This is a genomic window from Ochrobactrum sp. RH2CCR150 (assembly GCA_014138095.1).
Taxonomy (GTDB): Bacteria; Pseudomonadota; Alphaproteobacteria; order Rhizobiales; family Rhizobiaceae; genus Brucella; species Brucella gambitense.
Map to the genome: position 1 here is coordinate 375180 of JACGXE010000003.1, position 26504 is coordinate 401683.

Below are 26504 nucleotides of genomic sequence, written 5' to 3' on the forward strand. Positions count from 1 at the left end.
CTGCCGAACGGCGAAAGGTACGATCATGGACCAGAAGAATCCGCTTGTTGCGGCCTATGACGTGGAAGCCATCCGCCGGGATTTTCCGATCCTGTCGCGCGAAGTACACGGCAAACCGCTTGTCTATCTCGACAATGGCGCTTCGGCGCAGAAGCCGCAGAGCGTCATCGACGCAGTGACGCATGCTTATTCCAATGAATATGCCAATGTGCATCGCGGCCTGCATTTTCTTTCGAATGCCGCAACTGATGCCTATGAAAAGTCGCGCGAAAGCGTTCGACGTTTTCTGAATGCCGGCTCGGTAGACGAGATCGTCTTCACCAAGAATGCCACTGAAGCGATCAATACGGTCGCCTATGGCTATGGCATGCCGCATATCGGCGAGGGCGACGAGGTTCTGGTCTCGATCATGGAGCACCACTCCAATATCGTGCCATGGCATTTCATTCGTGAACGTCAGGGCGCGAAACTGGTTTTCGCTCCGGTGGACGATGAAGGCATTTTCCACATCGAGGAATTCGAGAAGCGCCTGACGGATCGCACCAAGCTGGTCGCCATTACGCATATGTCCAATGCGCTTGGCACTGTGACGCCGATCAAGAAGATCGTTGAACTTGCCCATGCACGCGGCATTCCGGTGCTGGTCGATGGCAGTCAGGGCGCAGTGCATCTGCCGGTCGACGTGCAGGATCTGGGCTGTGACTGGTATGTTTTCACTGGCCACAAGGTTTATGGTCCATCCGGCATCGGCGTTCTTTACGGACGCGCCGAAATGCTGGAAAAGATGCGTCCCTTCCAGGGCGGCGGCGAAATGATCGAGGAAGTCACAGAAGATTACGTGACCTATAATCATCCGCCGCACCGGTTTGAAGCTGGCACGCCGCCTATCGTTCAGGCGATCGGTCTCGGCGCAGCACTTGAATATATGGAAAAGATCGGCCGTCACGCCATTCTCGCCCATGAAGAAGATTTGCGCGATTACGCCCACGAACAACTGGGCAAGATCAATTCGCTCCGCATTTTCGGCAACGCGCCGGATAAGGGAGCTATCATTTCGTTTGCGCTGGAAGGCATCCATGCGCATGACGTGTCGATGGTGATCGACAGGGCCGGGGTCGCTGTGCGTGCGGGCACGCATTGCGCGCAACCCCTCTTGAAACGCTTTGGCGTCACCTCTACATGCCGTGCATCCTTTGCCATGTACAATACCCGCGCTGAAGTGGATGCATTGGCAGAAGCCTTGGAAAAGGCGAGAAAGTTTTTCGGATGACCGAGATGGAACAAAAAGTTCAGGATCAGGCTGAAACCAAGCCTGCCGATGAAACGGCGAAAGCCGAAGGTAGCGCCGTGTTCTCCGCCTCTGCCATTCCGCAGGAGGAACTCCTGCGGATGACGGATGACATCATCGCAGCGCTGAAGACGGTGTATGACCCGGAAATCCCCGCGGATATCTACGAACTCGGTCTCGTCTACAAGATCGATATCGAAGACGACCGTACTGTAAAGATCGAAATGACCCTGACGGCCCCCGGCTGCCCAGTTGCTGGCGAGATGCCGGGCTGGGTGGAAAACGCCGTTAGTGCGGTTGAAGGTGTTTCCATGGTCGAGGTTTCAATGACCTTCGATCCGCCGTGGACCGCTGACCGCATGTCCGAAGAAGCGCAGGTCGCTGTCGGCTGGTACTGATTATCTCTGCAAATCCATAAACGAAAAAAGCCCCGTTATGCGGGGCTTTTCTGTTTGCGGTGCGCAGTCGTTCAATGCCCGGTCGTCTTGGCATAATGCAGGGATTGCTTGCCCCGACAGCCACGCAGCAATCCGACAAGACCGCCCAGAGCCGTTGCGGAAGCAAGCACGGCCGGTGCGCCTTTCAACGGAATAGACATGGTGGAGATCAGCAATTTCCAGCTGCGACTTGCCAGCAGTGAAGGCAGTTTGCCGAGTGCTCGTGATGGGTTCCTCTTGTAGGACGACATGAACTCCGTAGTGTTGTGGTCGCGATTGCGCCGGAAGTGATAGGAGAGCGTCAGCCGGCAAAGCGGTACAGTCTCATAGACGATGGCATCTGGTGCCCAACCCGTTCTGGCTCCGAGTGTTTTGGCTTTGGCCCACAGGTGCCAATCCTCGCCGCCGGTCAGGCCGAAATAGGAGTCGAATTTGAGGCTGGTCTCGCGAAAGAAGTCGAGCCTGCCCATCCAGCTGCCTGTTGCCACTTTGATGCCGCCAGCCAGACCATTTTCCCACTTCACGCGTGATTTTTTCTCAGAGCGGCTGGCAAGTCGCTCCAGCCCGGACCAGACGAATTTCTGCCAGCTGTTCAACTTGCCTTCGATCGGCATTGGGCGCACGGGCGAGCCGACAATATCAAGGCTCTCCCGCTGTTGTTCGGCGAACAATTCCACCAGCCAGTCTGGTTCGGGGTTTTCGTCATCATCGATGAAGACCAGAAAGTCATGTTCGCTCTTGGTCGCATAATCCAGCGCGCAGTTGCGGGAGTGCGAGATGCCGATCCGCTGCTCCAGTCGATACTGCACAACATGATCCGGCATACAGGCAGCAAAGTCTGCGATTCGCTCATTCAGTGTTTTGCGGAAATCGTTCTCCACAATAAGAAAATGAAGCGTTGCGTGTTCCGGCACAATCACGCGTTCCAATGACTTTAAAAGTGTGCCGAGCATTGCCGGACGGTTTCTGGTTACCACCGCAATCAAAATGGAATATTTCTGCATGAACTATCTCGTTCTTAAATAAGATCGAGTTCTACATTGATTTTAAAATCATTTGCATCGCTAATAATTGCGATTAATTTTATATTATTATAAATTATGAATATAAACTATAAATGTACTGAGAAAGAAATCGGGAGCTTTGGCACTGCGCGACGGGATGAACGCGGAGCAATAGTCAATAGTGAGGATTTATGGTGGTTGGAGCGGGTAGCGGGAATCGAACCCGCGCGTTCAGCTTGGGAAGCTGACAGGCTACCATTACATCATACCCGCAATCTGCAAGACATTTCAGTATCTTGAAGCCGTTCAGGCTTGACAAGACTGGAGAGTTTCGCACTCTCGCCCCAGAAGCTATGTGCTCTTTTCAAGCCCGTCAATCTGTAAGATTAGGGTGGCGCAGTCTGTCCGGAATAAAGTTGCTTATCAGTCGCAAAGCTGTGATTGGCCGTGATCCGTATTGATCGAAAATGCCATGAAATAGAGAAGATTTAGTCTTACTTGATAAGTGAGGCCCGGCCCGGCAGGTATTGGTGTTCTTCGGAGATAAGATCATCGAAGAAATCTGCGAGTTGACGGACCCGACGGAGGAGCGCAACCCGTTTTGCGCTGTCTGGAGGAAGATTAAGATGCGTTATCATCTTATGGCTGCTGTCGCAGCAGGTGTTTCACTGTTCTCGTTTGCTGCACATGCAGAAGATTTCACAATCGGCACCTTGAAGGCCTATGACCATACAAGCCAGGTTGTGACACTGGATAATGGTCAAAGCTGGGAGCTTTTTCCGAACACACATCCCAATGTCAGGGTTGGACAGAAGGTCATCGTGGACTGGCAGAGCAATCTGAACGGCGATGACCATGCCGATTATGTCGGCCCGATGCCGATGCATTGAAACGGCAAGCAACAAACAAGAACAGCTTTATGACGGAGGCGGCATTTTTGCCGCCTCTTTGTTTTGATCACGCGCTGTTACTGTCATCAACTCTACTGTCAGGATGTGAGAATTAACGGTACTGCATATTGATATCCGTCGATCCATCGCCATTTGCAGAAAACGGCGTCCGGAACCCGATCGTACGTGAGCGCTTCATGACGATCTTCTCTATTTCCGGATTGAGAGTGAAACCGACAGACGGATACTATATGGCGAAGACAACCAAACGTCGCGCATTGTTGATCGTGAACCCCAATGCCCGCAACGGGAAGGGGTTTGGTGGCCAAATGAGAACGGAACTCGAGCGTGGCGGAATGGAGTTGTTCGAGCATCAGCCCCGTGAAGGCGAGACGATTTCCGATATCATCCTGCGTGAGCGGGATCATGATCTGGTCGTCATCGGCGGTGGTGACGGGTCACTCAATGCAGCGGCAGAAGGGCTGATGGAGACAGGGATGCCGCTCGCCATTCTGCCGCTTGGAACAGCCAATGATTTTGCCCGCACTGTAGGTATTCCAGCCGATCCGGTTGAGGCGGCACGTCAGCTCGTGGCTTATGACACCCATCCTATCGATCTGGGCGAGGTGAATGGTCATCTCTATTTCAATGTGGCGAGCATCGGTTTCAGCGCCGAGCTTGCACAGCAACTGAGCGCGGACGCGAAAAAGAAATGGGGTAAGCTCGGCTATGGTCTTGTCGCAGCGCGTATTCTGATGCGCTCAGAGCTGTTTACAGCCTATCTTGAACATGACGGCATGACCGAAAAGATCACGACCTTGCAGGTGTCGGTCGGCAATGGCAAATTTTACGGTGGCGGCATGGCTGTTGAGAAAGACGCTGCTATCGACGATGGCAAGCTGGATTTCTACAGTCTTGAAGTCGATCATTGGTGGCATTTGCTGCGGCTGTTGCCGAGTTTGCGGCGCGGCACGCAGTCGAAATGGCGTGATGTGCGGGCCTTTCCTACCACGGAAGTGATTATCCGCACCAAGAAGCCGCGCGCGGTGAATACGGATGGTGAGCTTTCCACCTGGACACCGGCGCATTTCAAGTTGCATCGGCAGGCAATCAACGCACTTATTCCCCCGCCATCGGCGCGTAGCCGTTGAACTTCAGCCGAAAAAAGGGCCCGCAGCTATGAAGCGCGGGCCTAATCATGACGTTAGGTGACTGGCTCAGAGGTCAAGAGAGCCACTTCTAAAACGGGATACTTCTCTGAATGTTCCCTCTTTAGAAGAAAAAATACCAGATAATCAGCACGAGGATGAATGGTACGCCCAGAAGCCACAGAATGAGTGCTCGAAACATGATGTTCTCCTTGTTGTATGTTTCCAACTCTGTGGGAGGCAGGTTGGTTCCACAATTCAAGGCGGCGACCGGCAGTGCTGTTAATCATCTTGTGCGTGTAGCGACTCAAATTACAGCTTTTCTGAAAGTTTTAATGATCCGTCAATAAATCGGTGACATCACTGGATTTATGTAAAGTGCAGCCAGCGTTTTTGGCTGCCTGTCGAGTAACGGGCGTGTGGCGTATGAGTTCGAAGCGTGGGCTGAAAATTTCGGTCAGCGAGAAGGCGGCGATGTTGCGTGACAAGCGCGGCTCGGTCGCCATGATGACCTTCATGGCTCTGGCCGTTGCATTGGCCGGTTGCGCCACGCCCCCACAGGGCAAACCTAAGCAAAAGCGCTCCAAGGAATATTTCGCCGAGTCCAAATATGGCGTGAAGGCCAGCCCGCGTGTTGCCTATGGCACCGGCAAGCCTCTGCCGCGTGGCGGCGGACGTGATCAGACCGGCCAGCCTTACAAGGTCAAGGGCCGCTGGTACTATCCGAAAGAAGACAAGAATTATACGGCTGTCGGGCGTGCGTCCTGGTATGGCGAGGCTTTCCATGGTCGTCTGACCGCCAATGGCGAAGTCTATGATATGGCCCATCTGACCGCGGCGCATCCGACCATGCCGCTGCCGAGCTATGCCCGTGTGACCAATATGGACACCGGCAGTTCCGTCATTGTGCGCGTCAATGATCGCGGCCCCTACGAATATAACCGCGTGATCGATCTGTCGCAGAAGGCGGCGGAAATGCTCGATTACCAGCATCATGGCACCGCCAATGTGAAGGTGGAATATGTCGGGCGCGCACCGCTGGAAGGCAATGACGACGCCTATCTGATCGCATCCTACCGTCCGTCTGGCGGCGACATGATCGGTCAGCCGGCATCAGGCGTTATGATGGCCATGAACGGCCCGACGCCCACATCGCCGAAATCCCGCATTCCGATGCCAGCCATGGCGCCGCAGAGTGCGCCTATGCCGGGCTATGCGCCTGTTCCGCAGGAATCGCCGTTCTCGGTTAATCCGGCTTATGGTGATGCTTCCGGCCCAGCACCGATTTTACCGCCGAATGTGCCGACGCCGTCGCGCAAGCCGAATTCCAGCTTTGGCATGGCCAATGCCGGTCATATCAGCGGACTGGCAGGTTATGCGTCTGACCGGATCGCCGCGAGCGCTTATACGGAAGAGCGCACCTATGGCAGCATCCTGACACCGAGCGCAATTTCCAGCGCATGGAAGCGCCGCAATGCCGAAGAGCATGGCGAATATGTAGAGCTGGGTCTGTTTGATACGCTTGAATCGGCTGAAAAGATGCAGCGCGCACTTCCGAAAACAGCTAAAATCAGCCGCACCAAGGTGCCGACTGAAAAGGGCGAGTTCTATGAACTGACCGCCGTTGCGGAAAAGGGCGGTAACGATGCCCTGCTGCGCGCCGCCTGGAAGGCTGGAGCAGCGAACGCATTCGTCGTGCGCATGGACTAAGTGTCTGATCTAAAGTCGTAGGCTTGCCGCTTTCCACTTCAGACACAAAGAGCAGCTCAACCGTATCATATTTGAGTGATGCGGTTTGATGGATTGATTTTGGTCGAATTCGTTGCGTAAGCTTGCGTTCACTGCGGTCGTGACAGGATTTCCATGGGGCTTCATTCGAGAATTGCTGGGGTTTTAGCAGCAGGCACGGTGGGAATCGCTACCGTTCTGACGTCTTTTGCCGTTGTCGCTGCACCGGTAGAGAGTTCGCTCGTGATCAAGGCTCCGCAAGCCCTGCTGGTCGACGATCGCAGCGGCACTGTGCTTCTCTCGAAAGGTGCAGAAACGCCGATCCCGCCCGCATCGCTTGCCAAGCTGATGACGGCGGAAGTGGTGTTTGAAGCGCTCGAGAAGGGCCAGACGACACTTGAAACACCCTACACGGTCAGTGAAAATGCCTGGCGCACCGGCGGCGCGCCATCGGGCACTTCGACCATGTTCGCCCGCATCAAGTCCGCGCCGACCGTTGCGGATCTTCTTCAGGGGCTGATTGTTCAGTCGGCTAACGATGGCGCAATCATTCTGGCCGAAGGACTGGCTGGAAGCGAACAGAGCTTCGCGGAGCGCATGAACCAGCGGGCCAAGCAACTCGGTCTTACCAATTCCGTGTTCGTGAATTCGACCGGTTTGCCAGCAAGCGGTCAGTCGGTCACGCTGGATGATCTGGCCAAGCTGGCACGTCATATTCACTCGGCGCACCCGGATTTCTACAAATATTATTCGCAGGAAGCTTTTACCTGGAACAACATCACGCAGCGCAACCGCAATCCGCTGTTGCGGCTGGACGTCGGCGCGGATGGTATGGGCACCGGTTATACGGAAGCATCGGGCTACGCTCTGGTCGCATCGGCGCAGCAGAATGGGCGGCGTCTGTTCCTTGCATTGAGCGGTCTTGCCAGCTTCAAGGAACGCGAAGAGGAAGCCAGAAAGCTTATTCAGTGGGGCATGACTTCGTTTGATGATATACGTCTTTATTCGGCAAACGATATTGTCGGTGAAGCGCAGGTTTTCGGCGGTACGCAAGCCAGCGTTTCGCTGAAAGTCAAAGATGATGTCGAATTGCTGCTGCCAAAAGAGGGTCGCGAGAAGCTGAAAGCGCGGTTCATTTATGAGGGACCGCTGCATGCGCCGATTAAAACGGACAGCAAGGTCGGACTTCTTGAATTCGACCTCAACGGCAATATGGTCCAGCAAGTGCCGCTGTTTGCGGCACAGTCTGTCGAAGAAGGCTCTCTCGCTCAGAGAGCATGGAGCAGCGCGGTCGAGCTTTCGACCGGCTGGCTGCGGAAATATCTTTAGACAGTTTTGAGGATATGCTCAAAATTCTCGACCTGACCGCCAAAGGCCAGTATGAACTTGAATCAAGCCCCAGTGATGTCCTTGTGGCTATTGAATCTTTTCAGAACCTAATGCGGAAGCCAGAGTGTCAGGATTATTCATTACATTCGAAGGCGGCGAAGGTGCAGGCAAGTCGACGCAGATCGCCTTGCTGGCCAAATATTTGCGCGCAAACGGATTTGATCCCGTCATTACGCGTGAGCCCGGCGGTTCGCCGGGTGCCGAGGCTGTGCGGCACGTCATCCTGAGCGGCAATGCCGAAAGCTATGGTCCGGCCATGGAGGCAATGTTGTTTGCAGCTGCCCGCGCCGATCATGTCGATCAGCTGATCCGCCCGGCACTGGCCGAGGGGCGTGTTGTGCTGTGTGATCGTTTCATCGATTCCAGTCGCGCCTATCAGGGTGTGACGGGCAATCTCGATGCGACCTATATGGCGGCGATTGAACGCATAGCAATCGATGGGGCCGTTCCCGATATGACGATCATTCTCGATATTCCGGCTGAAAAAGGGCTTTCCCGTGCCGGGAAACGCCGCGGAAACGAGACTGCGGATCGTTTTGAAAAGGAAGATATTGCCGTGCATGAGGCGCGCCGTCAGGCATTTCTGGCCATTGCGGAAGCGGAGCCTGAGCGCTGCAAGGTTGTTGCGGCCGATCGACCGCAGGAAGAAATCGCCGAGGATATCGGCGCACTGGCCAGTGTACTCCTGAAGAAGAAGGGGCTGTTGTGATCGACGAACTCGACGTCCCCAAGGCGCATGATTCCATTGAAGGCATTCCGGAGCCGTCCGCGAGCGATTACCTGACCGGCCACGGAGAGGTGACGCGCTTTCTGGCGCAGGCCTATCGCGAAGGCCGGATGCATCATGCATTGCTGCTTGAGGGCGAGCAGGGCATTGGCAAGGCGACGCTGGCCTTCCATCTGGCAGGGCACATGCTGAGCCATGGCGATCAGGCCAATGCGCCGGAAGATATCGGCACGCCGGACTTTGCGCGGCCGCTTTGGCGACAGATCGCGGGTGGAATGCACCCGGCGGTGTTGCACATCAACCGCCCATTCGATCAGAAGACCGGTAAATTTCGCACCGGCATCACGGTGGAAGAAATCCGCCGCGTCACGCATTTTCTGACACGCACCGCTTCGGACCATGCATGGCGCATCGTTATCGTCGATCCTGCTGATGACATGAACCGCAATGCGGCTAATGCGCTTTTGAAAACGCTGGAAGAACCGCCAGCGCGCGCGCTGTTCGTGCTGGTGTCGCATTCATCCGGTCGCCTTTTGCCGACCATCCGCTCGCGCTGCCAGAGTATCCAGCTGCGCCCGCTGGACGAAGCGGCAATGAAGGATGCGCTGTCCCATATGGGTGCGCATATCGGACTGGATGCGGCAAGTGTCACGCCGACGCTGCTGGAACGCGCCGAAGGCAGCGTGCGCAAGGCGCTTCTGCTTCTCGCGCATGGCGGCATTGAGATTTCAGACACGGTCGATGGCATACTGGAAAGGCCCGCTTTCGATCTGCCCAAGGCGCAGGCGCTCGCCAGCGTTCTGACGGGGCGTGAGGCGGAAATACAGTATCAACTGTTCCGCGACCATCTGATGGAGCGCATCGCCGCCGAAGCGCACAGGCGCGCCGAGGCCGGACAATTGCGCGAGGCCGATCAGTGGTCGCGATTCTGGAGCGATCTCGGTCGCGAGATCATCGATGCCGAAACCTATAATCTTGATCGGAAGCAGGCTGTTGTGATCTTGCTGGAGAAGACGCATCGCGCTTTTCACACCGGCGCCGGGTCGTAGCTCCAGATCAGCCAAACTTGCTGCACTGCGGCGTGACATGACCGCTCACATGGTTTATGTCACAGCCGACGATTTTCTCTTGTGTGTGTCTGGTGATCGTTCCCGCAAACGGTCAGGCGCGCTTTCAAACATCGAAAGACCGGGTCCATAATGAGCCGCGAAAAATACTATATCACCACCGCGATTGCTTACCCTAACGGCAAGCCGCATATCGGTCACGCTTATGAACTGATTGCGACCGACGCGATGGCGCGTTTTCAGCGCCTGAACGGCAAGGATGTGCATTTCCTGACCGGTACGGACGAGCATGGTATCAAGATGCTGCAAAGCGCGCGCAAGGAAGGCATCACGCCTCGCGAGCTTGCAGACCGCAATACCGAAGCTTTCCGTCGCATGGCCGAGGTGCTGAACAGCTCGAACGACGACTATATCCGTACCTCCGAAGAGCGCCATTACAAGGCCAGCCAGGCCATCTGGCAGGCAATGGCCGCCAATGGCGACATCTATAAGGGCGGCTATGCGGGCTGGTACTCGGTTCGCGACGAAGCCTATTACGGCGAGGAAGAAACCGAAGTCCGTGCGGATAATGTTCGCTACGGTCCACAAGGCACGCCTGTTGAGTGGGTTGAAGAGGAAAGTTATTTCTTCCGTCTCTCGCAATATCAGGACAAGCTGCTCGAGCTTTATGAGAAGAATCCGGGCTTCATCATGCCTGCCGAGCGCCGCAATGAAATTGTGAGCTTCGTGAAGTCCGGTCTGAAGGATCTGTCGATTTCGCGCACCACTTTCGATTGGGGCATTCCGGTGCCGGGCGACGAAAAGCACGTGATGTATGTCTGGGTCGATGCGCTGACAAACTATATCACAGCGCTCGGCTATCCCGATACGACCAGCGACAAGTGGGCCTATTGGCCAGCCGATGCGCATATTATCGGCAAGGATATTTCGCGCTTCCACGCCGTCTATTGGCCTGCATTCCTGATGTCGGCAGGGATTCCGCTGCCGAAGCGTGTGTTTGCGCACGGCTTCCTGTTCAACCGCGGAGAGAAAATGTCGAAGTCGCTCGGCAACGTGATCGATCCGTTCGGTTTGGTCGAGCGTTACGGTCTGGATCAGCTGCGTTACTTCCTGATGCGTGAAGTGCCGTTCGGTCAGGATGGCAGCTACAGCCATGACGCCATCGTCAACCGCACCAATGCCGATCTCGCCAACGACCTTGGCAATCTGGCGCAGCGTTCACTGTCGATGATTGCGAAGAATTGCGAAGGCAAGGTTCCGCAGCCGGGCGAATTCTCGGATGCCGACAAGGCCATTCTCGATCAGGCTGACGCGGCGCTGGAAACGGCGCGTAAAGCTATGGACGATCAGGCGCTGCATCTGGCGCTCGGCGCAATCTTCGCCGTTGTCGCGGAAGCCAACCGTTATTTCGCGGGGCAGGAGCCTTGGGCGCTGCGCAAGACCGATCCGGCGCGCATGGGCACCGTGCTCTATGTGACGGCGGAAGTCATTCGCCGTGTCGGCATCATGGTGCAGCCTTTCATTCCGCAGTCGGCAGAAAAGCTGCTCGACATTCTGGCGGTCCCTGCCGATAAGCGTCAGTTCACTGACGTGGCAGCAAGCCAGCTGGTTGGCGGTGCCGATCTGCCAGCCCCGCAGCCGGTTTTCCCGCGCTATGTGGAAACAGAAGAGCAGAACTGAGTGCGATGATGCTTGTCGATAGCCATTGTCACCTCGACTTTGCCGATTTCGAGCCGGAGCGCGATGCTGTTGTGCAGCGCGCGCTCGACGCCGGGATCAAGCGCATGGTGACGATCTCCACGCGGGTTCGCAAATTCGATACGATCCGCGCCATCGCGGAAGCCTATGAGTCCGTCTATTGCTCGGTCGGTACCCATCCGAACAACGCGCATGAAGAACTGGATATCACGGCTGATGATCTCGTGCGCCTTGCGGAACATCCGAAAGTTGTCGCCATAGGCGAGGCGGGTCTTGATTATCATTACGACTACGCTCCGCCGGAAGCGCAGCGTCAGGGTTTCCTCGTTCACATCGAAGCCGCGCGCCGGACACAGCTGCCGCTTGTCATCCATGCGCGCAGTGCGGACGACGACATGGCCGAAATTCTGGAACAGGAAACGGCCAAGGGTGCTTTCCCTTTCATTCTCCATTGCTTTTCTTCCGGACGAGCACTGGCGGAAAAAGGCATTGAACTGGGCGGCTATGTTTCCTTCTCGGGCATTCTGACTTTCAAGAACTCGCCGGAAATCCGCGAAATAGCGACCATTGTTCCGCGTGACCGCCTGCTGGTGGAAACGGATGCGCCGTTCCTTGCACCGCTGCCGCATCGCGGTAAGCGCAACGAACCGTCTTTCGTGCAGCACACCGCTGCCATGCTGGCCGAGACGATTGGCGTGAGCAATGACGAAGTCGCGCGTATCACGAGCGACAACGTGTTCAGGCTGTTCTCCAAAATGCCTCGGCCGGCAGAGGAAGTTTGAGCGTGGCTTCTCCTCGAAATTGCTTGCGTTTCACGGTTCTGGGCTGCGGTTCGTCGCCCGGCGTACCGCGTATCAATGGCGATTGGGGCAATTGTGATCCGCAGAACCCGAAAAACCGTCGCACCCGCACATCCTTGCTGGTGGAGCGTTTTAATGAGCGCGGCAATCACACCACGGTGGTGATTGATACGGGACCGGATTTCCGCACGCAGATGATCGATGCCAGCGTGCATTCCCTGGATGCGGCGGTCTATACCCATCCGCATGCCGACCATATTCACGGGATTGACGATCTGCGCACCTATGTGGTGGATAATCGTCGCCTGATGGATGTCTATGCCAACCGCTTCACGCGCAACCGGCTGTACGACGCTTTCGGCTATTGTTTCGAGACACCGGCAGGGTCAAGCTATCCGCCAATCCTGAGCATGCATGATATTGCAGCCGAGACACCCTTCACCATCGAGGGTGCAGGCGGCGAAATCCGGTTTGAGCCGTTCCGGCAGATCCACGGCGATATCGAGTCACTCGGCTTCCGCATTGGCAAAGTCGTCTATTGCACGGATGTCAGCGCATTCCCGGATGAGAGCCTGCGTTATGTCCGTCATGCCGATGTGCTGATCCTCGGGGCTTTGCAATATCGCCCGCATCCGAGCCATTTCTCGCTAGAGCAGGCGCTGGAATGGATCGAGCTGTTCGCGCCAAAGCGTGCAATTCTCACGCATATGCATGTGCCGCTCGACTACGAGACGGTGCTGCGTGAAACGCCTGATAATGTTGAGCCCGGTTATGACGGGCTCCGGTTTGAAATTCCTGCCTAAAATTAAAAGCCCGGCATCTCTGCCGGGCTTTTTTTGTTGTTTGCTGTCTCAGCAATCAGGCGCGCGCCGGGAAGGGCATCACATTGCTGCCTTCTGCATTATCTTCTGCGCTGCTCTCAGCAGGCTTTTTGGTCTGCTTGTCTTCGAGAGCCAGACCACCGGCGCGGAGCAGGTCGGAGAAACGACCGCCACGGGCTGCAAGCTCATCGAAGCTGCCGCGTTCGACCAGATGGCCCTTGTCCATGAACAGAACCTGATCCGCTGAGCGGACCGTCGACAGACGGTGCGCGATGATAAAGGTGGTGCGGTTATGACTGAGATCATCCACAGCCTGCTTCACCTTTTCTTCGGTCTCGACGTCGAGCGCGCTAGTCGCTTCGTCGAGCACGAGGATCGGAGAATCCTTCAGGATCGCGCGGGCAATTGCCAGACGCTGGCGTTCGCCACCCGAAAGCTGCGAACCGCGTTCGCCGACGACCGTGTCGTAACCATTGGCCTTGGCAAGAACGAAGTCGTGGGCTGCGGCAGCCTTGGCGGCGGCGTGGACTTCTTCATGCGAGGCATTTTCACGACCGACGCGGATATTTTCCTCGACGGTACGGTTGAAGAGGCCAGCATCCTGAAACACGGTGGCAATCGCATGACGCAGGGAGCGACGGCTGACAGTGCGCGTATCGACACCGTCGATCAGCACGCGACCAGCAGCCGGGTCGAACACACGCTGGAGAATATTGATCAGCGTGGTCTTACCCGCACCGGTCGGACCGACGATGGCGACCGTCTGGCCGGGCTTTACCTCGAACGACACGTCATAAACGCCCTGACCCGAATTCGGGAACTCGAACGTAACATTGTCGAAAACGATGTCGCCCTTGACGTTCTCCAGATCGGCCACATTCTGCGGTTCCTGACGATCGGCGGTTGCGTCTTCCATTTCGAAGAATTCTTCGAGCTTGGCGCGTGCCGTCACCGTCTGGTTGATAAAGGCGCTGATCTGGTCGAGACGGCCAATCATCAGCTGTGCAAAGCCGATAAAGGCAATCACATCACCAACGCGCATTTGACCCTTGGTCACGAAGTAAGCGCCGAGAACCAGCACGACCACCATGGAGAAGGTCGAAGCCATGCGGTTCAGACCGCTGGCAAGCGCCCACCAGTTGAGAACTGGAAACTGTACCTTTTCCAGATTGCGCGCATAGTCGCGCAGCGCCTGTGTTTCAGAGGCAATGCGGTTATAGCTCTGCACGACCGAGACATTGCTGATCGTATCGCTGACATGCTCGAACAGCTTGTGATGGTGCTTTTCGACAGCCATCTGGCCGTCCTTGGTCTTGCGCATGACCAGCTGGCCAATCATGACATAGATCACGCCGAGCACGATCAGGACGAGCGACATGCGCATGTCCATGTTCATGGCGACCGGAATGAGCGTTGCCAGAGCCACAACGGTGGTCAGGTGCTGACGCATGAATTCAAGCCAGAGCGTGAAGAGCGAGTCCGTTGCGCGGATCAGCGTGTGCAGGGCATTGGACGTGCCGCGCTTCTGATGCCAGCCGAGCGGCATGGTGATCAGGCGCTCATAGGAGTCGATCATTACGCCGAGACGGCGGCGATGCGCAAGGCGATCCGCACCACGCGCCACGAAAACGGCTGCGATGATGTTGAAGACGCCAAGTGCGGCCCACATGGACAAAGGCGAGACAATGTCTCCCTTATCCGAGATAGCCTGAATGACCTGACCGAACAGGATTGGTTCGGCCAGCGTAACAAGGGCAACGAGGACACTCGCAACACACATCGATATCGTTGCGGCTTTCTCGACCGCAAGATATTCCATGGCTCGCCAGTATATTTTGAGCAATGACACTTTCGCACTCCCGCTCGTTCTATTTACGGGGCTAAATGGTACGACCCCACTGTTCTATCAATATCTAATGTCGGGAAGAAGTGGCTATTGGGTGTCAGAACCAACCATAAATTAAAAACGTGTGTAACTGAGTGTGAAGATTCAGGCCTTTATCGCCAAATATCGGCTGGAAGCGGCGTGAAAGGCTTCAAATCGCAGTTTTCCGGAATTGCACTAGCAATCGGGGAAACTCACGTCTATTGACAGGATTAACGAGTTGGCGCGCACGGTCGCGCCCCAAAAGATATTGATCGGGTTTCTCCATGGCAGGCGTTGAACAGAAGATTGTGGATACGAGCGAGGCGGGCATGCGTCTCGACCGCTGGTTCAAGGTTCACTTTCCTGGGCTGGGCTTTGGTCATCTGCAAAAACTGCTGCGTTCCGGTCAGGTTCGCGTCGATGGTGGTCGTGCCAAGGCCGATACGCGCCTTCAGGCCAACCAGATGGTTCGTATCCCGCCGCTGGGCGTCGATGAAAAGGCGACAGGTCCGGTTACGGCGCGCACCATCCGCAGCCAGCAGGACGGCGACGTTCTCTCGCAGATGCTGATCTATGAAGACCCGAAGGTGTTCGTCTTTAACAAGCCTGCAGGTCTGGCGGTGCAGGGCGGCTCGGGATTGACGCGTCATGTCGACGGCATGCTGGAAGCCTGGCGCAATAAAAGAGGCGAGAAGCCCCGTCTGGTTCACCGCATCGACCGCGATACGTCTGGAGTTCTGGTCGTTGCCCGTACACGTGGCGCTGCGCAGGCTTTGACCGCCGCATTTCGCGAGCGGGACACGAAAAAGACCTACTGGGCATTGGTGAAGGGCGTTCCACGCAAGCGCGAAGACAAGATTTCGACCTGGCTGGTCAAGGACCAGACGCCGGATGGCGACAAGATGCGCGTTTGCCAGCACGGTGAGCCGGATTCCGATCATGCGGTTTCCTATTACCGCATCATCGAAAAGGTGGGCAACAATCTCACCTGGCTGGAAATGGAGCCTTATACGGGCCGCACGCACCAGCTGCGTGTCCACGCCGCCTATATCGGCCATCCGATCATTGGTGACCCGAAATATTTCGAAGCCGACCAGAACTGGGAGTTCCCCGGCGGCATCCAGAAGCGCCTGCACCTGCATGCGCGTCGCATCCGCATCCCAAACCCATCGGGCGGGATCATCGACGTGACTGCGCCGTTGCCGCCGCATATGGTGCAATCGTGGAACCTGCTTGGCTTCGACGAGGACAGTGCGGAAGACTGACAACATAAAGAAGAAGTGAAATGGCAGGGGAAAATGGGGGGACGGCGCAAGGCCGGGCTTCTTTCGATGGGCTGGCCATTGCTCTGGTCATCTTCATCATGTTCAGCTGGGGGCTCAATCAGGTTGCCGTGAAGATCGGCAATCAGGGTTTCAACCCGATGCTGATGGCATCCGCCCGTTCGGTTCTGGGCGGCATATGCGTGTTTCTCTGGTGCTTCTGGCGGCGCATTCCGCTGTTCAGGAAAGATGGAACCTTGCTGCCCGGCATCCTTGCCGGATTGCTTTTCGGCACTGAGTTTGTGCTGATTTTCATCTCGATGGACCTGACAAATGTCAGCCGCGTGACTCTGATGATGAATGTCATGCCGTTCTGGGTGGCGATCGGCAGTCATTTTCTGCTGGGCGAGCGCATGTCTGTCCGTGCCTTTGTCGGCATGTGTGTGGCCTTTCTGGGCGTGTTTGTCGTCTTCTCCGACCATGTCAGTCGACCCGGGCCTTACGCGTTCTACGGTGACGTACTGGCGCTCGTTTCCGGTATTCTGTGGGGATTGACCACGCTCGTCATCAAGCGCAGCAAGCTTGCTTATGCCGTTCCTGAGAAAATTCTGCTCTACCAGCTTGTCATTGCGACTTTGGTTCCGTTGCCGTTCATCGGCCTTGCCGGTCCGCTCGTTCGCGATCCGAATGTGCTGTCGGTGATTTCGCTGCTGTTTCAGTCCTTCTTCGTGGTCGCGTTCACCTATCCGCTCTGGTTCTGGATGGTGAACCGCTATCCGGCGTCGAAGCTTTCCAACTTTGCCTTTCTCACGCCCGCCTTCGGCGTGTTGTTGAGCGGCATTGTTCTGGGCGAAGCGTTGAGCTGGAAGATATTCGCAGCCTTGATCCTGATCGGCCTTGGCTTGATAATCATCAATCGACCGGCAAAGGTGGCAACAGCACGATGAAACTTGTTCTTTTCGATTGTGACGGCACTCTGGTCGATAGTGGTGATTTTATTCATCGCTGCATGGCGGAAAGCTTTGCCGATGCGGGGCTGACGCCGCCAGAACAAGCCCAGACGCATTCGATCATCGGTCTGTCGCTTCCTTTAGCTATAGCACGATTGCTCGGTCGCGAGCCAGACGAGCAGGTCGATTGGCTGACGCAGCGCTATAAGGAAAATTTCATCCGCTTGCGTCAGGCGCCGGATTTCGCGGAACCGCTCTATGATGGCATTCTGCCGCTTCTGACCGAACTTGGAGAACGGGACGATCTTCTCCTGGGCATTGTCACCGGCAAGTCGCGACGTGGCGTCCATGCGGTGTTCGAACGCCATGGCATCGGCAAGCATTTTCTTGTTATTCGCACCGCAGACGACTGCCCATCCAAGCCACATCCGGCAATGGTGCTTGAATCCTGCGCTGAAATGGGGATAGAACCCGACCGAACCATTGTTATCGGCGATGCGATCTACGATATGCAGATGGCCCGCTCAGCGGGCGCTCTGGCGGCAGGCGTGTCATGGGGCTATCATGACCGACAGGCGCTCGTCGAAGCCGGTGCACAGCACATATTGAGCACGCCGCACGACCTTCATCCGCTGCTGAAAGCAATGGATACGCTTTAAAAATTGGAAAGACCCATGCGTGATACTTTGAGCGATCTTGAAGCCGGAAAGCAGCTTTCCGACGAGAACCCCGTCATTCGGGCCCAGAAGCTGATGCAGGCACAGCTGCCGAAGCGCTTCTATGACCAGGTGGACATCGCCGAAGTGGATGGTGGGTTTGCGGTTCATCTCGATGGTCGCCCGGTGAAGACGCCAGCGCGCAGTCTGCTGCTGCTGCCGACAGCTGCTGCGGCAGAAATCATCGCGGAAGAGTTCCGCGCGCAGGAAAAGGTTATCGATCCGGGTAAAATGCCTGCCACCCGGCTTGTGAACACTGCCATTGACGGCATCGCACAGGATCCGCAGGCCGTGCTTGAAGATGTGTTGCGTTTCGCAGGCACGGATTTGCTGTGCTATCGCGCCGACGCGCCGCAGGAACTCGTTTCCCGCCAGACGGCGCGCTGGGATCCGCTGATCGACTGGGCAGAAACGCTTGGCGCGCGGTTCGCCCTTGCCGAAGGTGTCATGCATGTCGAGCAGCCGCGTGAGGCGATCACGGCATTTGGCATTCATCTGTCGGCGTTCAACGATCCGATTGCGCTCGCCTCGCTTCACACGATGACGACCCTGACCGGTTCGGCCATCATCGCGCTGGCTATCGCCAAGGACGAAGTCTCCGCCGAAGATGGCTGGTCGCTGGCGCATATCGATGAAGACTGGACGACTGAGCAGTGGGGCGAAGACGCCGAAGCTGCGGCGCGGCGTAAGGCGCGCGAAGTCGAAATGATGATCGCGGCGCGCATTCTCAAGGCGCTCTGATCCCATTTCTCAGATAGCTTCTTCAAAGCATTGATTACTAAAAGAAAACCCGGCCATAAAGCCGGGTTTTCTTTCGCGCGTTTTTAAAAACGCGTCGTTCCCCTCGGTAACTCTTGGAGCTGCGGGAGCGCAAGCGCCCCCGCTTGCCCATGGATTAGACCGAGTAGTACATGTCGAATTCGACCGGATGCGGGGTCATTTCGAAACGCATCACTTCGGCCATCTTCAGTTCGATGAACGAGTCGATCTGGTCGTCGGTGAACACGCCGCCGGCCTTCAGGAATTCGCGATCCTTGTCGAGCGACTGGAGCGCTTCACGAAGCGAGCCGCAAACGGTCGGGATCTTCTTGAGTTCCTTTGCAGGCAGGTCGTACAGATCCTTGTCCATGGCCTGGCCAGGATGGATCTTGTTCTTGATGCCGTCGAGGCCAGCCATCAGCAGGGATGCGAAGGCGAGGTACGGGTTGGCAGCCGGATCCGGGAAGCGAACTTCAAGGCGCTTCGACTTCGGCGAGGAGCCGAATGGAATACGGCAGGAAGCCGAACGGTTGCGTGCCGAGTAGGCCAGCAGAACCGGAGCTTCATAGCCCGGAACCAGACGCTTGTACGAGTTGGTCGACGGGTTGGTGAATGCGTTCACAGCCTTGGCGTGCTTGATGACGCCGCCGATGAAGAACAGGCAGTTTTCCGACAGACCGGCATATTCATTGCCAGCAAAGGTCGGCTTGCCGTCTTTCCAGATCGAGAAGTGAACGTGCATGCCCGAGCCGTTATCGCCGAAAATCGGCTTCGGCATGAAGGTTGCGGTCTTGCCATAGGCATTGGCAACCTGATGCACGACATACTTGTAGATCTGCATCTTGTCGGCGTTGCGAACGAGCGAGTCGAACTTGACGCCGAGTTCGTGCTGAGCCGATGCCACTTCGTGGTGATGCTTTTCAACCGTTACGCCCATTTCCGTCAGAACGGTGAGCATTTCGGAACGCATGTCCTGGCAGCTGTCGATCGGCGGAACCGGGAAATAGCCGCCCTTGACGCGCGGACGGTGGCCGAGATTGCCGGTTTCATAGTCCGTATCGTCGTTGGACGGCAGTTCGGTCGAGTCGAGCTTGAAGCCGGTATTGTACGGGTCAGCCTTGTACTTCACGTCGTCGAAGACGAAGAATTCGGCTTCCGGGCCGACATAGACCGTGTCGCCGATACCGAGCGACTTCATGTAGGCTTCCGCCTTCTTTGCGGTCGTGCGCGGATCGCGGCTGTAAGCTTCGCCCGAGATCGGCTCGAGAATGTCGCAAAGAATGACCAGTGTGGACTGCGCAAAGAACGGATCGATATGAGCCGTCGTCGGATCTGGCATCAGAACCATGTCGGATTCGTTGATGGCCTTCCAGCCGGCGATCGACGAGCCGTCGAACATGACACCGTCAACGAACATTTCTTCGTCAACAAGGCCGATATCCATCGTGACGTGCTGGAGCTTGCCCTTCGGGTCGGTGAAGCGAAGGTCCACAAACTTGATGTCGTTGTCTTTGATCTGTTTCAGAATATCGTTGGCGGTCGTCATTTTAATTCCCTGTTTGCACGACGAAGGATAGGTAGGCTTATGTCAATCAGATGGCGTCCACGCCGGATTCACCGGTGCGGATACGAATGACTTCTTCAATGTTGGAGACGAAAATCTTGCCGTCGCCGATGCGGCCCGTCTGGGCTGCCTTGCGGATGGCTTCAATCGCGTTGTCGACGGTTTCATCCGCTACAATGACTTCAACTTTCACCTTGGGAAGAAAGTCGACGACATATTCGGCGCCGCGGTAAAGCTCGGTATGACCTTTCTGTCGTCCAAAGCCCTTGGCTTCGATGACAGTAATACCCTGCAAGCCGACTTCCTGAAGGGCTTCCTTCACTTCATCGAGTTTGAAGGGCTTAATAATGGCTTCGATCTTTTTCATCAGAGAATGGTCTCCGCTTTTCTTCAGAAATGAGCGTTGTGCCCGTTTCACTGTAGGAGAAGCATGAAGCGTGCCAGTTTGGAAAACTTAGGCAAAATTTTCTCTTCTCTTCCATTTCCTTAGCAGAGTGGCACTAAAGGCGGCACCTTTGCAAGGCGGTGCCTATCGCCGGGGTGTGGAAGAGTGATCCCGATAATGAATGTATGATTAAAAAGTAATCAATTTGCGACAAATATAGGCTCTCTTGCACAAAGCCCAGTGGCGCGTGTTTAATCACCGCAAAATCCGTCTTACGAAACAGGTGCGTTATGTTGGAATTGCTTTCGCCCGATGAAATGGCTGCAGCGGACCGCTGGACCATGGATAATGGCGTGCGAGACGGCTTTTCCCTGATGTTGGCGGCTGGACGGGCCGTTGCGGATGTCGCACGGCGCATGTTCACCAACAAGGGACCTGTCGCGGTTTTGTGCGGGTCGGGCAATAATGGCGGTGACGGTTATGTCGCAGCACAATATCTTCTGGAAGCGGGTTTTGAAGTTGTGTGCTTCAGTGTCGCGCCGCCACGAAAGGGCTCTGATGCGCTTCGGGCCTCGCTGTTTCACAAAGGCGAGGTGCGCAGCATCAACGAATTTTCGCCCGCGAGTTTTTCCGGCGTCATCGACGCCATTTACGGTGCGGGACTGACCCGCGGCGTTCACGGTGCGGAAGGCGTGGCCATCGACGCCATCAACGCTTCTGACATTCCGGTTGTCGCCGTCGATTTGCCAAGCGGTGTGTCGGGCGCCAGCGGGCAGACACTGGGCGTGGCCGTCAAGGCGCGTGCGACGGTCACATTCTTTCGCAAGAAGCCCGGCCATTTATTGCAGCCGGGCAGGGCCTTATGCGGTGTTCTTCATGTTGCGGATATTGGAATTCCGGATCGCGTTCTGGACACTATTCACCCGCAGGCGCATGAAAATGCCCCCGGATTGTGGCTTGAAAACCTGCCAGTCCTGAACGTCAACGCGCATAAATACAGCCGTGGCCATGTCGCGGTCTTTTCCGGCGGGATGCACGCCACAGGGGCAGCGCGGCTGTCGGCGCTGGCTGCGGCCAGAAGCGGTGCGGGAGCCGTAACGCTGTTGTCGCCGCCAGACGCCGTGTCCATCAATGCGGCCCATGTCACCAGCATTATGGTGCGTGAAACCCGCAGCGCCAAAGATGTGCGGGATTTCGTCGCTGATCGAAAAGTCGCATCAGTTGTGCTCGGCCCCGGCTATGGAAATGCGGTTCTCGCACGCGAGCATGCGCTCATGCTGGCCGCAGGTTCGGCATCGGCGTTTCCCGCGCTTAAAGGGCTTGTGCTGGATGCGGATGGCATAACTGCATTTGAAAAGAACCCGCGTGAACTGTTCGAGGTCAGAAAAGATGCAAAGACTGCGCTTGTTCTGACGCCTCATGAAGGGGAGTTCCGTCGGCTCTTCCCAGATGTCGCGAGTGAAGATGCGTCAAAGCTGGACAAGACGCGCAAAGCTGCTGCCCTTGCCAATGCGGTGGTGATCTATAAGGGACCGGATACGGTCATCGCCTCACAGGATGGTCGCGCCGCGATCAATGCGAATGGAACACCGCTTCTGGCGACCGCCGGGTCTGGCGATGTTCTGGCAGGCATTGTGGGCGGATTGCTGGCGCAGGGAATGCCGCCCTTTGAAGCTGCCTGCGCTGCTGTCTGGGCGCATGCCGATGCCGGTCGGCGCTTCGGTCACGGATTGATTGCAGAAGACTTGCCCGACCTGCTGCCAGCCGTCTGGTCGGCATTGGCGGTTGCAGCGAGAAGCTAAGGATTATCGGTGACGGGAACCGCCTCTGCCAGTGCCGACATCGATGATGATGTCGCCCGAGACAGAGACATCCGTGTTGCCGACCCGAAAATTCTTCCAGCTGCCTGCTGGCGTTCCATCCGGCTCCGGGGCGGGCGGCGGAGCCGAGACGAGCGGCTTTTGCGGTTCAACGCCCGGAAGACCGGGCGCAGATTTTTCCTGAGCGAAAGCGCCTGATACCAGAACAGTTGAAAAAGCCAGCGTAACAAACTGAAAAACTGTATTTTTCACCGTTCTTTATCCTTTCAGACGGGGTCTGCGACCGCGTCGATCAGCTGTTCAGCCATTTCGAGGGTGAACTCGTCATAATGCGAAATCACGCGGCTCGGTTCGTAATGCTGGACCGGAAGGTCGGTATAGCCGAAATCGACGGCCACCACGGGAATACCTGCAGCTTTGGCTGTGTCGATATCTGTGCGGCTGTCGCCAACCATAAGCGCGCGATCCCGATTGCCACCTGCGCGGGCAATAGTGTCGGTGAGATGGCGTGGATCCGGCTTGCGCCAGGCGAAGGTGTCTGCGCCGCAAATGGCAGCAAAGCGCGCGGCTTCGCCCATCGAGGTCAGCAGCTTGACCGAAAGAGATTCGAACTTGTTCGTGCAGACGGCCAGTTCGAAGCCATGTGCCTGAAACCGGTCAAGCGCTTCCAGCACGCCGGGGAAAAAGGTGGAATGTCCCGGCATATTGTCTGCATAATGCTCGCGAAACTCTTCCACCAGCTGGTCGAGACGCGTTTCATCAATCTGCGTCTGCTGGGCGGCAAAGGCGCGCTCGATCATGGTGCGTCCGCCCTGACCGACAAAGCGGCGCAAAGCTGCGCGATCTGCCGCCTTGAGGCCTGAAATGGACAGGCAATGATTGAGACTGTCGAGAAGGTCCGGCGCGGTATCGACGAGCGTGCCGTCGAGATCGAAAACGATGATGGGCTTGGCACTGGCAACGGACATACTGTCTCTCTCGTATAAAATGATGTCAGGCATTCGTAGCCGATAGCGCTCGGCGGCTCAAGGCCGGGCTCTTCAGTCGCGCAGATGTGAAATTCTGCGTCATATTTAAATAGATGCTTTGTTGTGATGCCTACGCGTGCTAGAGGCGAACCGAATTGGGACGAGAATCCGCCGGGTCAACCCGGAGGATATGCTAGGATTTCTTTCATGGACGAAGCACGCAAGCTGAAGATCGCCGCCGCAGCCGAGGCACTGACGCATGTCAGGGACGGTATGCGTCTCGGCATCGGCACCGGCTCCACGGCAGAAGAATTCGTGCGCTTGCTGGCTGAGAAAGTGCAGGGCGGCTTCAGGATCATCGGCGTGCCGACATCTGAACGCACTGCAAGCCTGTGTCAGGAACTGGGCGTTCCGCTCACTACACTGGAAGAAACTCCGCATCTCGATCTGACGATTGACGGCGCTGATGAAGTCAATGGCGAGCTTTCGCTCATCAAGGGCGGCGGCGGTGCGTTGTTGCGCGAAAAGATCGTGGCCGCGGCTTCCGACGCTATGATCGTCATTGCAGACCAGTCGAAAGTTGTGGAAACGCTGGGTCGTTTTCCGCTTCCCATCGAGGTCAACCGTTTCGGTCTTGGCGCAACGATGCGCGCAATCGAGGCGGCAGCCACGAAATGCGGCCTTGCAGGCCCGCTGAACCTGCGTTTAAAAGATGGTTCGCCTTTTGTAACAGATGGTGGACACTACATCGTCGATGCATCTTTTGGCCGCATTCCGGAGCCAAAGACACTATCTGACGCTCTCTTCGCCATTCCCGGCGTTGTCGAGCACGGACTTTTCATCGGGCTGGCGCGTGCGGCAGTAATTGCCGGAACCGACGGCATTCGAACCCTGAACCGGTCTTGAACTGCCAGTGCTACAACTGGTGTTGAACTGATTGAACGGAGTATTGACCATATGATCCCGGCAACTGGCTTTCGTCGTCTGATTGCACCGCTTTCCGTATTCGCCCTGATGGCCGGCGTTCATGCGGCTTCGGCGCAGGAAATCACTGATGCCCATCTGCAGGCTGCCCGCGAAGCGATCTCCGCGATCCACGCAACAGAACAGTTCGACGAGATTCTGCCGAACGCAGCCCGTGCGCTCAAGGGCGAGCTGATCCAGAAGGACCCGAACCTCGAAGGTCTGATCACCAAGACCGTCGATGAAAAGGCTCTGGCTCTGGCTTCCCGCCGTTCGGACCTCGAAACCGAATCCGCTCGCGCTTATGCAAAGGCATTTTCGGAAGAGGAACTGAAGGCAATCTCGACCTTCTACACCTCGCCAGCTGGCAAGAAGCTGCTGTCGGAAGGCCCGATCGTGACCCGCGAAGTCGTGAAGGCCGCCAATGTCTGGCAGAATGGCGTTGCTCGTGACCTCGCCCGCGACGTTGCAGAAGTTCTGGCCGCTCAGGCTGGTTCCACTGCCGCTCAGCCGGCGGAACAGCCCGCTCAGCAGTAATTTGCAATCAGCATGAAAAAAAATTGAAAGCCCGGCGACTTGGCCGGGCTTTTTCTTTTGCTTACATATCAGCCGAATCTGTTGTTGACGCAGAATCCTGCCGGAAAGGCCTCGGGCATTCCGGCACCGCGATTCATAAGGAGAATTCCCATGGCCAGCTACGACTACGACCTCTTTGTTATCGGCGGCGGTTCCGGCGGTGTGCGTGCAGGCCGTCTTGCAGGCGCCATGGGCAAAAAGGTCGGTCTGGCGGAAGAATATCGCATGGGCGGCACTTGCGTCATTCGCGGCTGCGTGCCGAAAAAGCTGTTTGTCTATGCCTCGCAATTTCCCGAGCATTTCGAGGATGCGGTCGGTTACGGCTGGACCGTGGGCGAGAGCAGCTTCGACTGGAAGAAGCTCATTGCCGCCAAGGACAAGGAAATTGACCGTCTGGAAGGTCTTTATCGGAAGGGGTTGGAGAATTCGAAAGTCGAAATTTTCGCAAGCCGCGCGGTGCTCGTCGATGAGCATACGGTCGAACTGAAGGCCGATGGGCGTCGGGTTACGGCCGAGCATATTCTGGTTGCCACAGGCGGTCGTCCGAACCCGCATGAGGCTCTGCCCGGCCATGAGCTATGCATCAGTTCCAACGAAGCCTTCCATCTGGAAGAATTGCCCAAGGCGATTGTCATCGCGGGCGGCGGCTACATCGCCGTGGAGTTTGCCAATATCTTCCATGGTCTTGGCGTGGAAACCACACTTGTCTATCGCGGCAAGGAAATTCTGAACGGTTTCGACGGCGATGTGCGCCATCTGTTGCATGAAACCATGGCAGCCAAGGGCATTCGCATCATTTGTGAGGCGGTGTTCGAAAACGTTGCGAAGCAGGCAAACGGTCTGTTGTCGATCACGCTGTCGAATGGCGAAACGCTTGAAGCCGGGCAGGCAATGCTGGCGCTTGGCCGCATGCCCAACACCGACGGCCTCGGTCTCGAAGCTGCTGGCGTGAAGCTCGACAAGCTGGGTGCTATCGAAGTGGATGACTATTCGCGCACCAGCACCGCCAATATCTGGGCGGTCGGTGATGTCACCAACCGTGTGCAGCTGACGCCTGTGGCCATTCATGAGGCGATGTGCTTCCTCGAAACGGTGTTCAAGGACAATCCGACCAAGCCGGACCATGAACTGATCGCAACCGCTGTCTTTTCCCAGCCGGAAATTGGCACTGTCGGTCTGACGGAAGAGCAGGCTGCGAAAAAATATCCGGAAGTCGAAATCTATCGCGCGCAGTTCCGTCCGATGAAGAACACGCTTTCAGGCCGCAATGAAAAGATGCTGATGAAAATCGTCGTCGATGCGAAGAGCCGCAGGGTTCTGGGCACCCATATTATGGGGCCGGACGCCGGTGAAATGGCGCAGCTTCTGGGCATCTCGCTGAAGGCTGGAGCGACCAAGGACGACTTCGACCGCACCATGGCAGTGCATCCGACAGCAGCCGAAGAACTGGTCACCATGTACAAGCCAAGTTATCGCGTCGTAAACGGCGAAAAGGTCGATGGCTGATCCTTTCGCCGCAGGTGAATATCATTAACGAATACTACTGGCATAAAACCCGCGCGTGCATTATATCAGCGCGACCCACGCACGCCGGGGTTTAGACATATGCTGGCATCTTCTTCAGGTGTTTGCTGCATGTTCGGGAATTCCGGCTTTCGTGTAAGGAGGATATAATCC

At 56.5% G+C, this 26504-nt stretch carries 25 protein-coding genes and 1 tRNA gene; 19 read left to right on the forward strand and 7 right to left on the reverse strand.

The genetic code is table 11. The features are described from left to right. Positions 1–25 precede the first annotated feature (25 nt). Positions 26–1270, forward strand: coding sequence for a cysteine desulfurase (locus tag FHW03_RS09325; RefSeq protein WP_182520363.1), 1245 nt, complete (start codon positions 26–28; stop codon positions 1268–1270). Beyond that, on the forward strand, positions 1267–1686 hold the full coding sequence (locus FHW03_RS09330; protein WP_182520364.1) for an SUF system Fe-S cluster assembly protein: 420 nt from the start codon (positions 1267–1269) through the stop codon (positions 1684–1686). The genes FHW03_RS09325 and FHW03_RS09330 overlap by 4 nt, the downstream gene beginning before the upstream one ends. 71 nt (positions 1687–1757) lie before the next feature. Here FHW03_RS09330 and FHW03_RS09335 read toward each other — a convergent pair whose 3' ends face one another. Further along, positions 1758–2729 carry a glycosyltransferase family 2 protein gene (locus FHW03_RS09335; protein WP_182520365.1) on the reverse strand — a complete coding sequence of 324 codons (972 nt, stop codon included), beginning with the start codon at positions 2727–2729 and terminating at the stop codon, positions 1758–1760. Positions 2730–2928: 199 nt separating this feature from the next. Then, positions 2929–3002: transfer RNA gene (locus FHW03_RS09340), tRNA-Gly, on the reverse strand. A gap of 353 nt (positions 3003–3355) precedes the next feature. On the opposite strand from FHW03_RS09340, the gene FHW03_RS09345 reads away from it, so the two are divergent. The 9 genes from FHW03_RS09345 to FHW03_RS09385 all read left to right on the forward strand — a co-directional run bounded on the left by FHW03_RS09345 (position 3356) and on the right by FHW03_RS09385 (position 12979). Next, positions 3356–3619, forward strand: coding sequence for a hypothetical protein (locus FHW03_RS09345; protein WP_182520366.1), 264 nt, complete (start codon positions 3356–3358; stop codon positions 3617–3619). 251 nt (positions 3620–3870) lie between these two features. After that, complete coding sequence (locus FHW03_RS09350) at positions 3871–4770, forward strand: lipid kinase (RefSeq protein ID WP_182520367.1); 900 nt, start codon at positions 3871–3873, stop codon at positions 4768–4770. Between the two features lie 423 nt (positions 4771–5193). Beyond that, positions 5194–6477, forward strand: coding sequence for a septal ring lytic transglycosylase RlpA family protein (locus FHW03_RS09355; RefSeq protein WP_182520368.1), 1284 nt, complete (start codon positions 5194–5196; stop codon positions 6475–6477). Between the two features lie 153 nt (positions 6478–6630). Continuing rightward, entirely contained in the window at positions 6631–7824 is a 1194-nt protein-coding gene (locus FHW03_RS09360) for a D-alanyl-D-alanine carboxypeptidase family protein (protein WP_182520369.1), read from the forward strand. A gap of 124 nt (positions 7825–7948) precedes the next feature. Further along, positions 7949–8593, forward strand: coding sequence for a dTMP kinase (tmk, locus tag FHW03_RS09365; RefSeq protein WP_182520370.1), 645 nt, complete (start codon positions 7949–7951; stop codon positions 8591–8593). Then, positions 8590–9660, forward strand: a complete 1071-nt coding sequence (locus FHW03_RS09370) for a DNA polymerase III subunit delta' (protein WP_182520371.1) — start codon at positions 8590–8592, stop codon at positions 9658–9660. Before tmk ends, FHW03_RS09370 begins: the two co-directional genes overlap by 4 nt. A 150-nt stretch (positions 9661–9810) precedes the next feature. Beyond that, a complete protein-coding gene (gene metG, locus FHW03_RS09375) occupies positions 9811–11358 on the forward strand; it encodes a methionine--tRNA ligase (RefSeq protein ID WP_078338541.1) in 1548 nt (515 codons plus the stop codon). An 8-nt stretch (positions 11359–11366) separates the two neighbouring features. Further along, positions 11367–12158 carry a TatD family hydrolase gene (locus FHW03_RS09380; protein ID WP_182520485.1) on the forward strand — a complete coding sequence of 264 codons (792 nt, stop codon included), beginning with the start codon at positions 11367–11369 and terminating at the stop codon, positions 12156–12158. Between the two features lie 2 nt (positions 12159–12160). Next, positions 12161–12979 carry an MBL fold metallo-hydrolase gene (locus tag FHW03_RS09385; protein ID WP_182520372.1) on the forward strand — a complete coding sequence of 273 codons (819 nt, stop codon included), beginning with the start codon at positions 12161–12163 and terminating at the stop codon, positions 12977–12979. Positions 12980–13034: 55 nt separating this feature from the next. Here the strand turns inward: FHW03_RS09385 and FHW03_RS09390 are convergent, their stop codons facing one another. After that, the gene (locus tag FHW03_RS09390) at positions 13035–14846 is read right to left on the reverse strand and encodes a glucan ABC transporter ATP-binding protein/ permease (protein ID WP_182520373.1); all 1812 of its coding nucleotides are present in this window, start codon (positions 14844–14846) and stop codon (positions 13035–13037) included. Positions 14847–15148: 302 nt separating this feature from the next. Here FHW03_RS09390 and FHW03_RS09395 point away from each other — a divergent pair, with 302 nt between their 5' ends. From FHW03_RS09395 to FHW03_RS09410, 4 genes are read left to right on the forward strand one after another with little or no spacing between them, the layout of a single operon-like run. Beyond that, positions 15149–16129, forward strand: a complete 981-nt coding sequence (locus FHW03_RS09395; RefSeq protein WP_182520374.1) for an RluA family pseudouridine synthase — start codon at positions 15149–15151, stop codon at positions 16127–16129. Positions 16130–16149: 20 nt separating this feature from the next. Continuing rightward, positions 16150–17073: a DMT family transporter gene (locus FHW03_RS09400; RefSeq protein WP_182520375.1), complete on the forward strand. Its 924-nt coding sequence runs from the start codon at positions 16150–16152 to the stop codon at positions 17071–17073. Beyond that, entirely contained in the window at positions 17070–17735 is a 666-nt protein-coding gene (locus tag FHW03_RS09405; RefSeq protein WP_182520376.1) for an HAD-IA family hydrolase, read from the forward strand. The genes FHW03_RS09400 and FHW03_RS09405 overlap by 4 nt, the downstream gene beginning before the upstream one ends. Before the next feature lie 15 nt (positions 17736–17750). Beyond that, positions 17751–18533, forward strand: a complete 783-nt coding sequence (locus FHW03_RS09410; RefSeq protein WP_182520377.1) for an ATP12 family chaperone protein — start codon at positions 17751–17753, stop codon at positions 18531–18533. A gap of 154 nt (positions 18534–18687) precedes the next feature. Here FHW03_RS09410 and glnA read toward each other — a convergent pair whose 3' ends face one another. Both glnA and FHW03_RS09420 read right to left on the reverse strand, forming a co-directional pair. Then, a complete protein-coding gene (gene glnA / locus FHW03_RS09415) occupies positions 18688–20097 on the reverse strand; it encodes a type I glutamate--ammonia ligase (RefSeq protein ID WP_078338548.1) in 1410 nt (469 codons plus the stop codon). A gap of 46 nt (positions 20098–20143) precedes the next feature. After that, positions 20144–20482 (reverse strand): P-II family nitrogen regulator, encoded by a 339-nt coding sequence (locus FHW03_RS09420; RefSeq protein WP_078338549.1) that lies wholly within the window; start codon positions 20480–20482, stop codon positions 20144–20146. Between the two features lie 308 nt (positions 20483–20790). On the opposite strand from FHW03_RS09420, the gene FHW03_RS09425 reads away from it, so the two are divergent. Beyond that, positions 20791–22302 carry an NAD(P)H-hydrate dehydratase gene (locus FHW03_RS09425; RefSeq protein WP_182520378.1) on the forward strand — a complete coding sequence of 504 codons (1512 nt, stop codon included), beginning with the start codon at positions 20791–20793 and terminating at the stop codon, positions 22300–22302. Between the two features lie 3 nt (positions 22303–22305). On the opposite strand, the gene FHW03_RS09430 is transcribed toward FHW03_RS09425, so the two are convergent. Beyond that, entirely contained in the window at positions 22306–22524 is a 219-nt protein-coding gene (locus FHW03_RS09430; protein WP_182520486.1) for a hypothetical protein, read from the reverse strand. Positions 22525–22586: 62 nt separating this feature from the next. Beyond that, positions 22587–23288 (reverse strand): HAD family hydrolase, encoded by a 702-nt coding sequence (locus FHW03_RS09435; protein WP_182520379.1) that lies wholly within the window; start codon positions 23286–23288, stop codon positions 22587–22589. A 207-nt stretch (positions 23289–23495) separates the two neighbouring features. On the opposite strand from FHW03_RS09435, the gene rpiA reads away from it, so the two are divergent. From rpiA to gor, 3 genes are all read left to right on the forward strand, one after another. Beyond that, positions 23496–24194, forward strand: coding sequence for a ribose-5-phosphate isomerase RpiA (gene rpiA, locus FHW03_RS09440; RefSeq protein WP_182520380.1), 699 nt, complete (start codon positions 23496–23498; stop codon positions 24192–24194). Positions 24195–24245: 51 nt separating this feature from the next. Beyond that, the gene (locus FHW03_RS09445) at positions 24246–24788 is read left to right on the forward strand and encodes a DUF2059 domain-containing protein (RefSeq protein WP_182520381.1); all 543 of its coding nucleotides are present in this window, start codon (positions 24246–24248) and stop codon (positions 24786–24788) included. Between the two features lie 150 nt (positions 24789–24938). Then, complete coding sequence (gene gor, locus FHW03_RS09450; RefSeq protein WP_182520382.1) at positions 24939–26333, forward strand: glutathione-disulfide reductase; 1395 nt, start codon at positions 24939–24941, stop codon at positions 26331–26333. Positions 26334–26504 lie beyond the last annotated feature (171 nt).

What these genes read in the sequence shown, in the direction of transcription:
- FHW03_RS09380 (WP_182520485.1), top strand. Translation starts at nt 11,367, where the DNA reads ATGCTTGTCGATAGCCATTGTCACCTCGACTTTGCCGATTTCGAGCCG.
- FHW03_RS09400 (WP_182520375.1), top strand. Translation starts at nt 16,150, where the DNA reads ATGGCAGGGGAAAATGGGGGGACGGCGCAAGGCCGGGCTTCTTTCGAT.
- FHW03_RS09435 (WP_182520379.1), bottom strand. Translation starts at nt 23,288, where the DNA reads ATGTCCGTTGCCAGTGCCAAGCCCATCATCGTTTTCGATCTCGACGGC.
- FHW03_RS09410 (WP_182520377.1), top strand. Translation starts at nt 17,751, where the DNA reads ATGCGTGATACTTTGAGCGATCTTGAAGCCGGAAAGCAGCTTTCCGAC.
- FHW03_RS09335 (WP_182520365.1), bottom strand. Translation starts at nt 2,729, where the DNA reads ATGCAGAAATATTCCATTTTGATTGCGGTGGTAACCAGAAACCGTCCG.
- FHW03_RS09445 (WP_182520381.1), top strand. Translation starts at nt 24,246, where the DNA reads ATGATCCCGGCAACTGGCTTTCGTCGTCTGATTGCACCGCTTTCCGTA.
- metG (WP_078338541.1), top strand. Translation starts at nt 9,811, where the DNA reads ATGAGCCGCGAAAAATACTATATCACCACCGCGATTGCTTACCCTAAC.
- FHW03_RS09395 (WP_182520374.1), top strand. Translation starts at nt 15,149, where the DNA reads ATGGCAGGCGTTGAACAGAAGATTGTGGATACGAGCGAGGCGGGCATG.
- FHW03_RS09330 (WP_182520364.1), top strand. Translation starts at nt 1,267, where the DNA reads ATGACCGAGATGGAACAAAAAGTTCAGGATCAGGCTGAAACCAAGCCT.
- gor (WP_182520382.1), top strand. Translation starts at nt 24,939, where the DNA reads ATGGCCAGCTACGACTACGACCTCTTTGTTATCGGCGGCGGTTCCGGC.
- rpiA (WP_182520380.1), top strand. Translation starts at nt 23,496, where the DNA reads ATGGACGAAGCACGCAAGCTGAAGATCGCCGCCGCAGCCGAGGCACTG.
- FHW03_RS09345 (WP_182520366.1), top strand. Translation starts at nt 3,356, where the DNA reads ATGCGTTATCATCTTATGGCTGCTGTCGCAGCAGGTGTTTCACTGTTC.
- FHW03_RS09350 (WP_182520367.1), top strand. Translation starts at nt 3,871, where the DNA reads ATGGCGAAGACAACCAAACGTCGCGCATTGTTGATCGTGAACCCCAAT.
- glnA (WP_078338548.1), bottom strand. Translation starts at nt 20,097, where the DNA reads ATGACGACCGCCAACGATATTCTGAAACAGATCAAAGACAACGACATC.
- FHW03_RS09420 (WP_078338549.1), bottom strand. Translation starts at nt 20,482, where the DNA reads ATGAAAAAGATCGAAGCCATTATTAAGCCCTTCAAACTCGATGAAGTG.
- FHW03_RS09425 (WP_182520378.1), top strand. Translation starts at nt 20,791, where the DNA reads ATGTTGGAATTGCTTTCGCCCGATGAAATGGCTGCAGCGGACCGCTGG.
- FHW03_RS09355 (WP_182520368.1), top strand. Translation starts at nt 5,194, where the DNA reads ATGAGTTCGAAGCGTGGGCTGAAAATTTCGGTCAGCGAGAAGGCGGCG.
- FHW03_RS09325 (WP_182520363.1), top strand. Translation starts at nt 26, where the DNA reads ATGGACCAGAAGAATCCGCTTGTTGCGGCCTATGACGTGGAAGCCATC.
- FHW03_RS09405 (WP_182520376.1), top strand. Translation starts at nt 17,070, where the DNA reads ATGAAACTTGTTCTTTTCGATTGTGACGGCACTCTGGTCGATAGTGGT.
- FHW03_RS09360 (WP_182520369.1), top strand. Translation starts at nt 6,631, where the DNA reads ATGGGGCTTCATTCGAGAATTGCTGGGGTTTTAGCAGCAGGCACGGTG.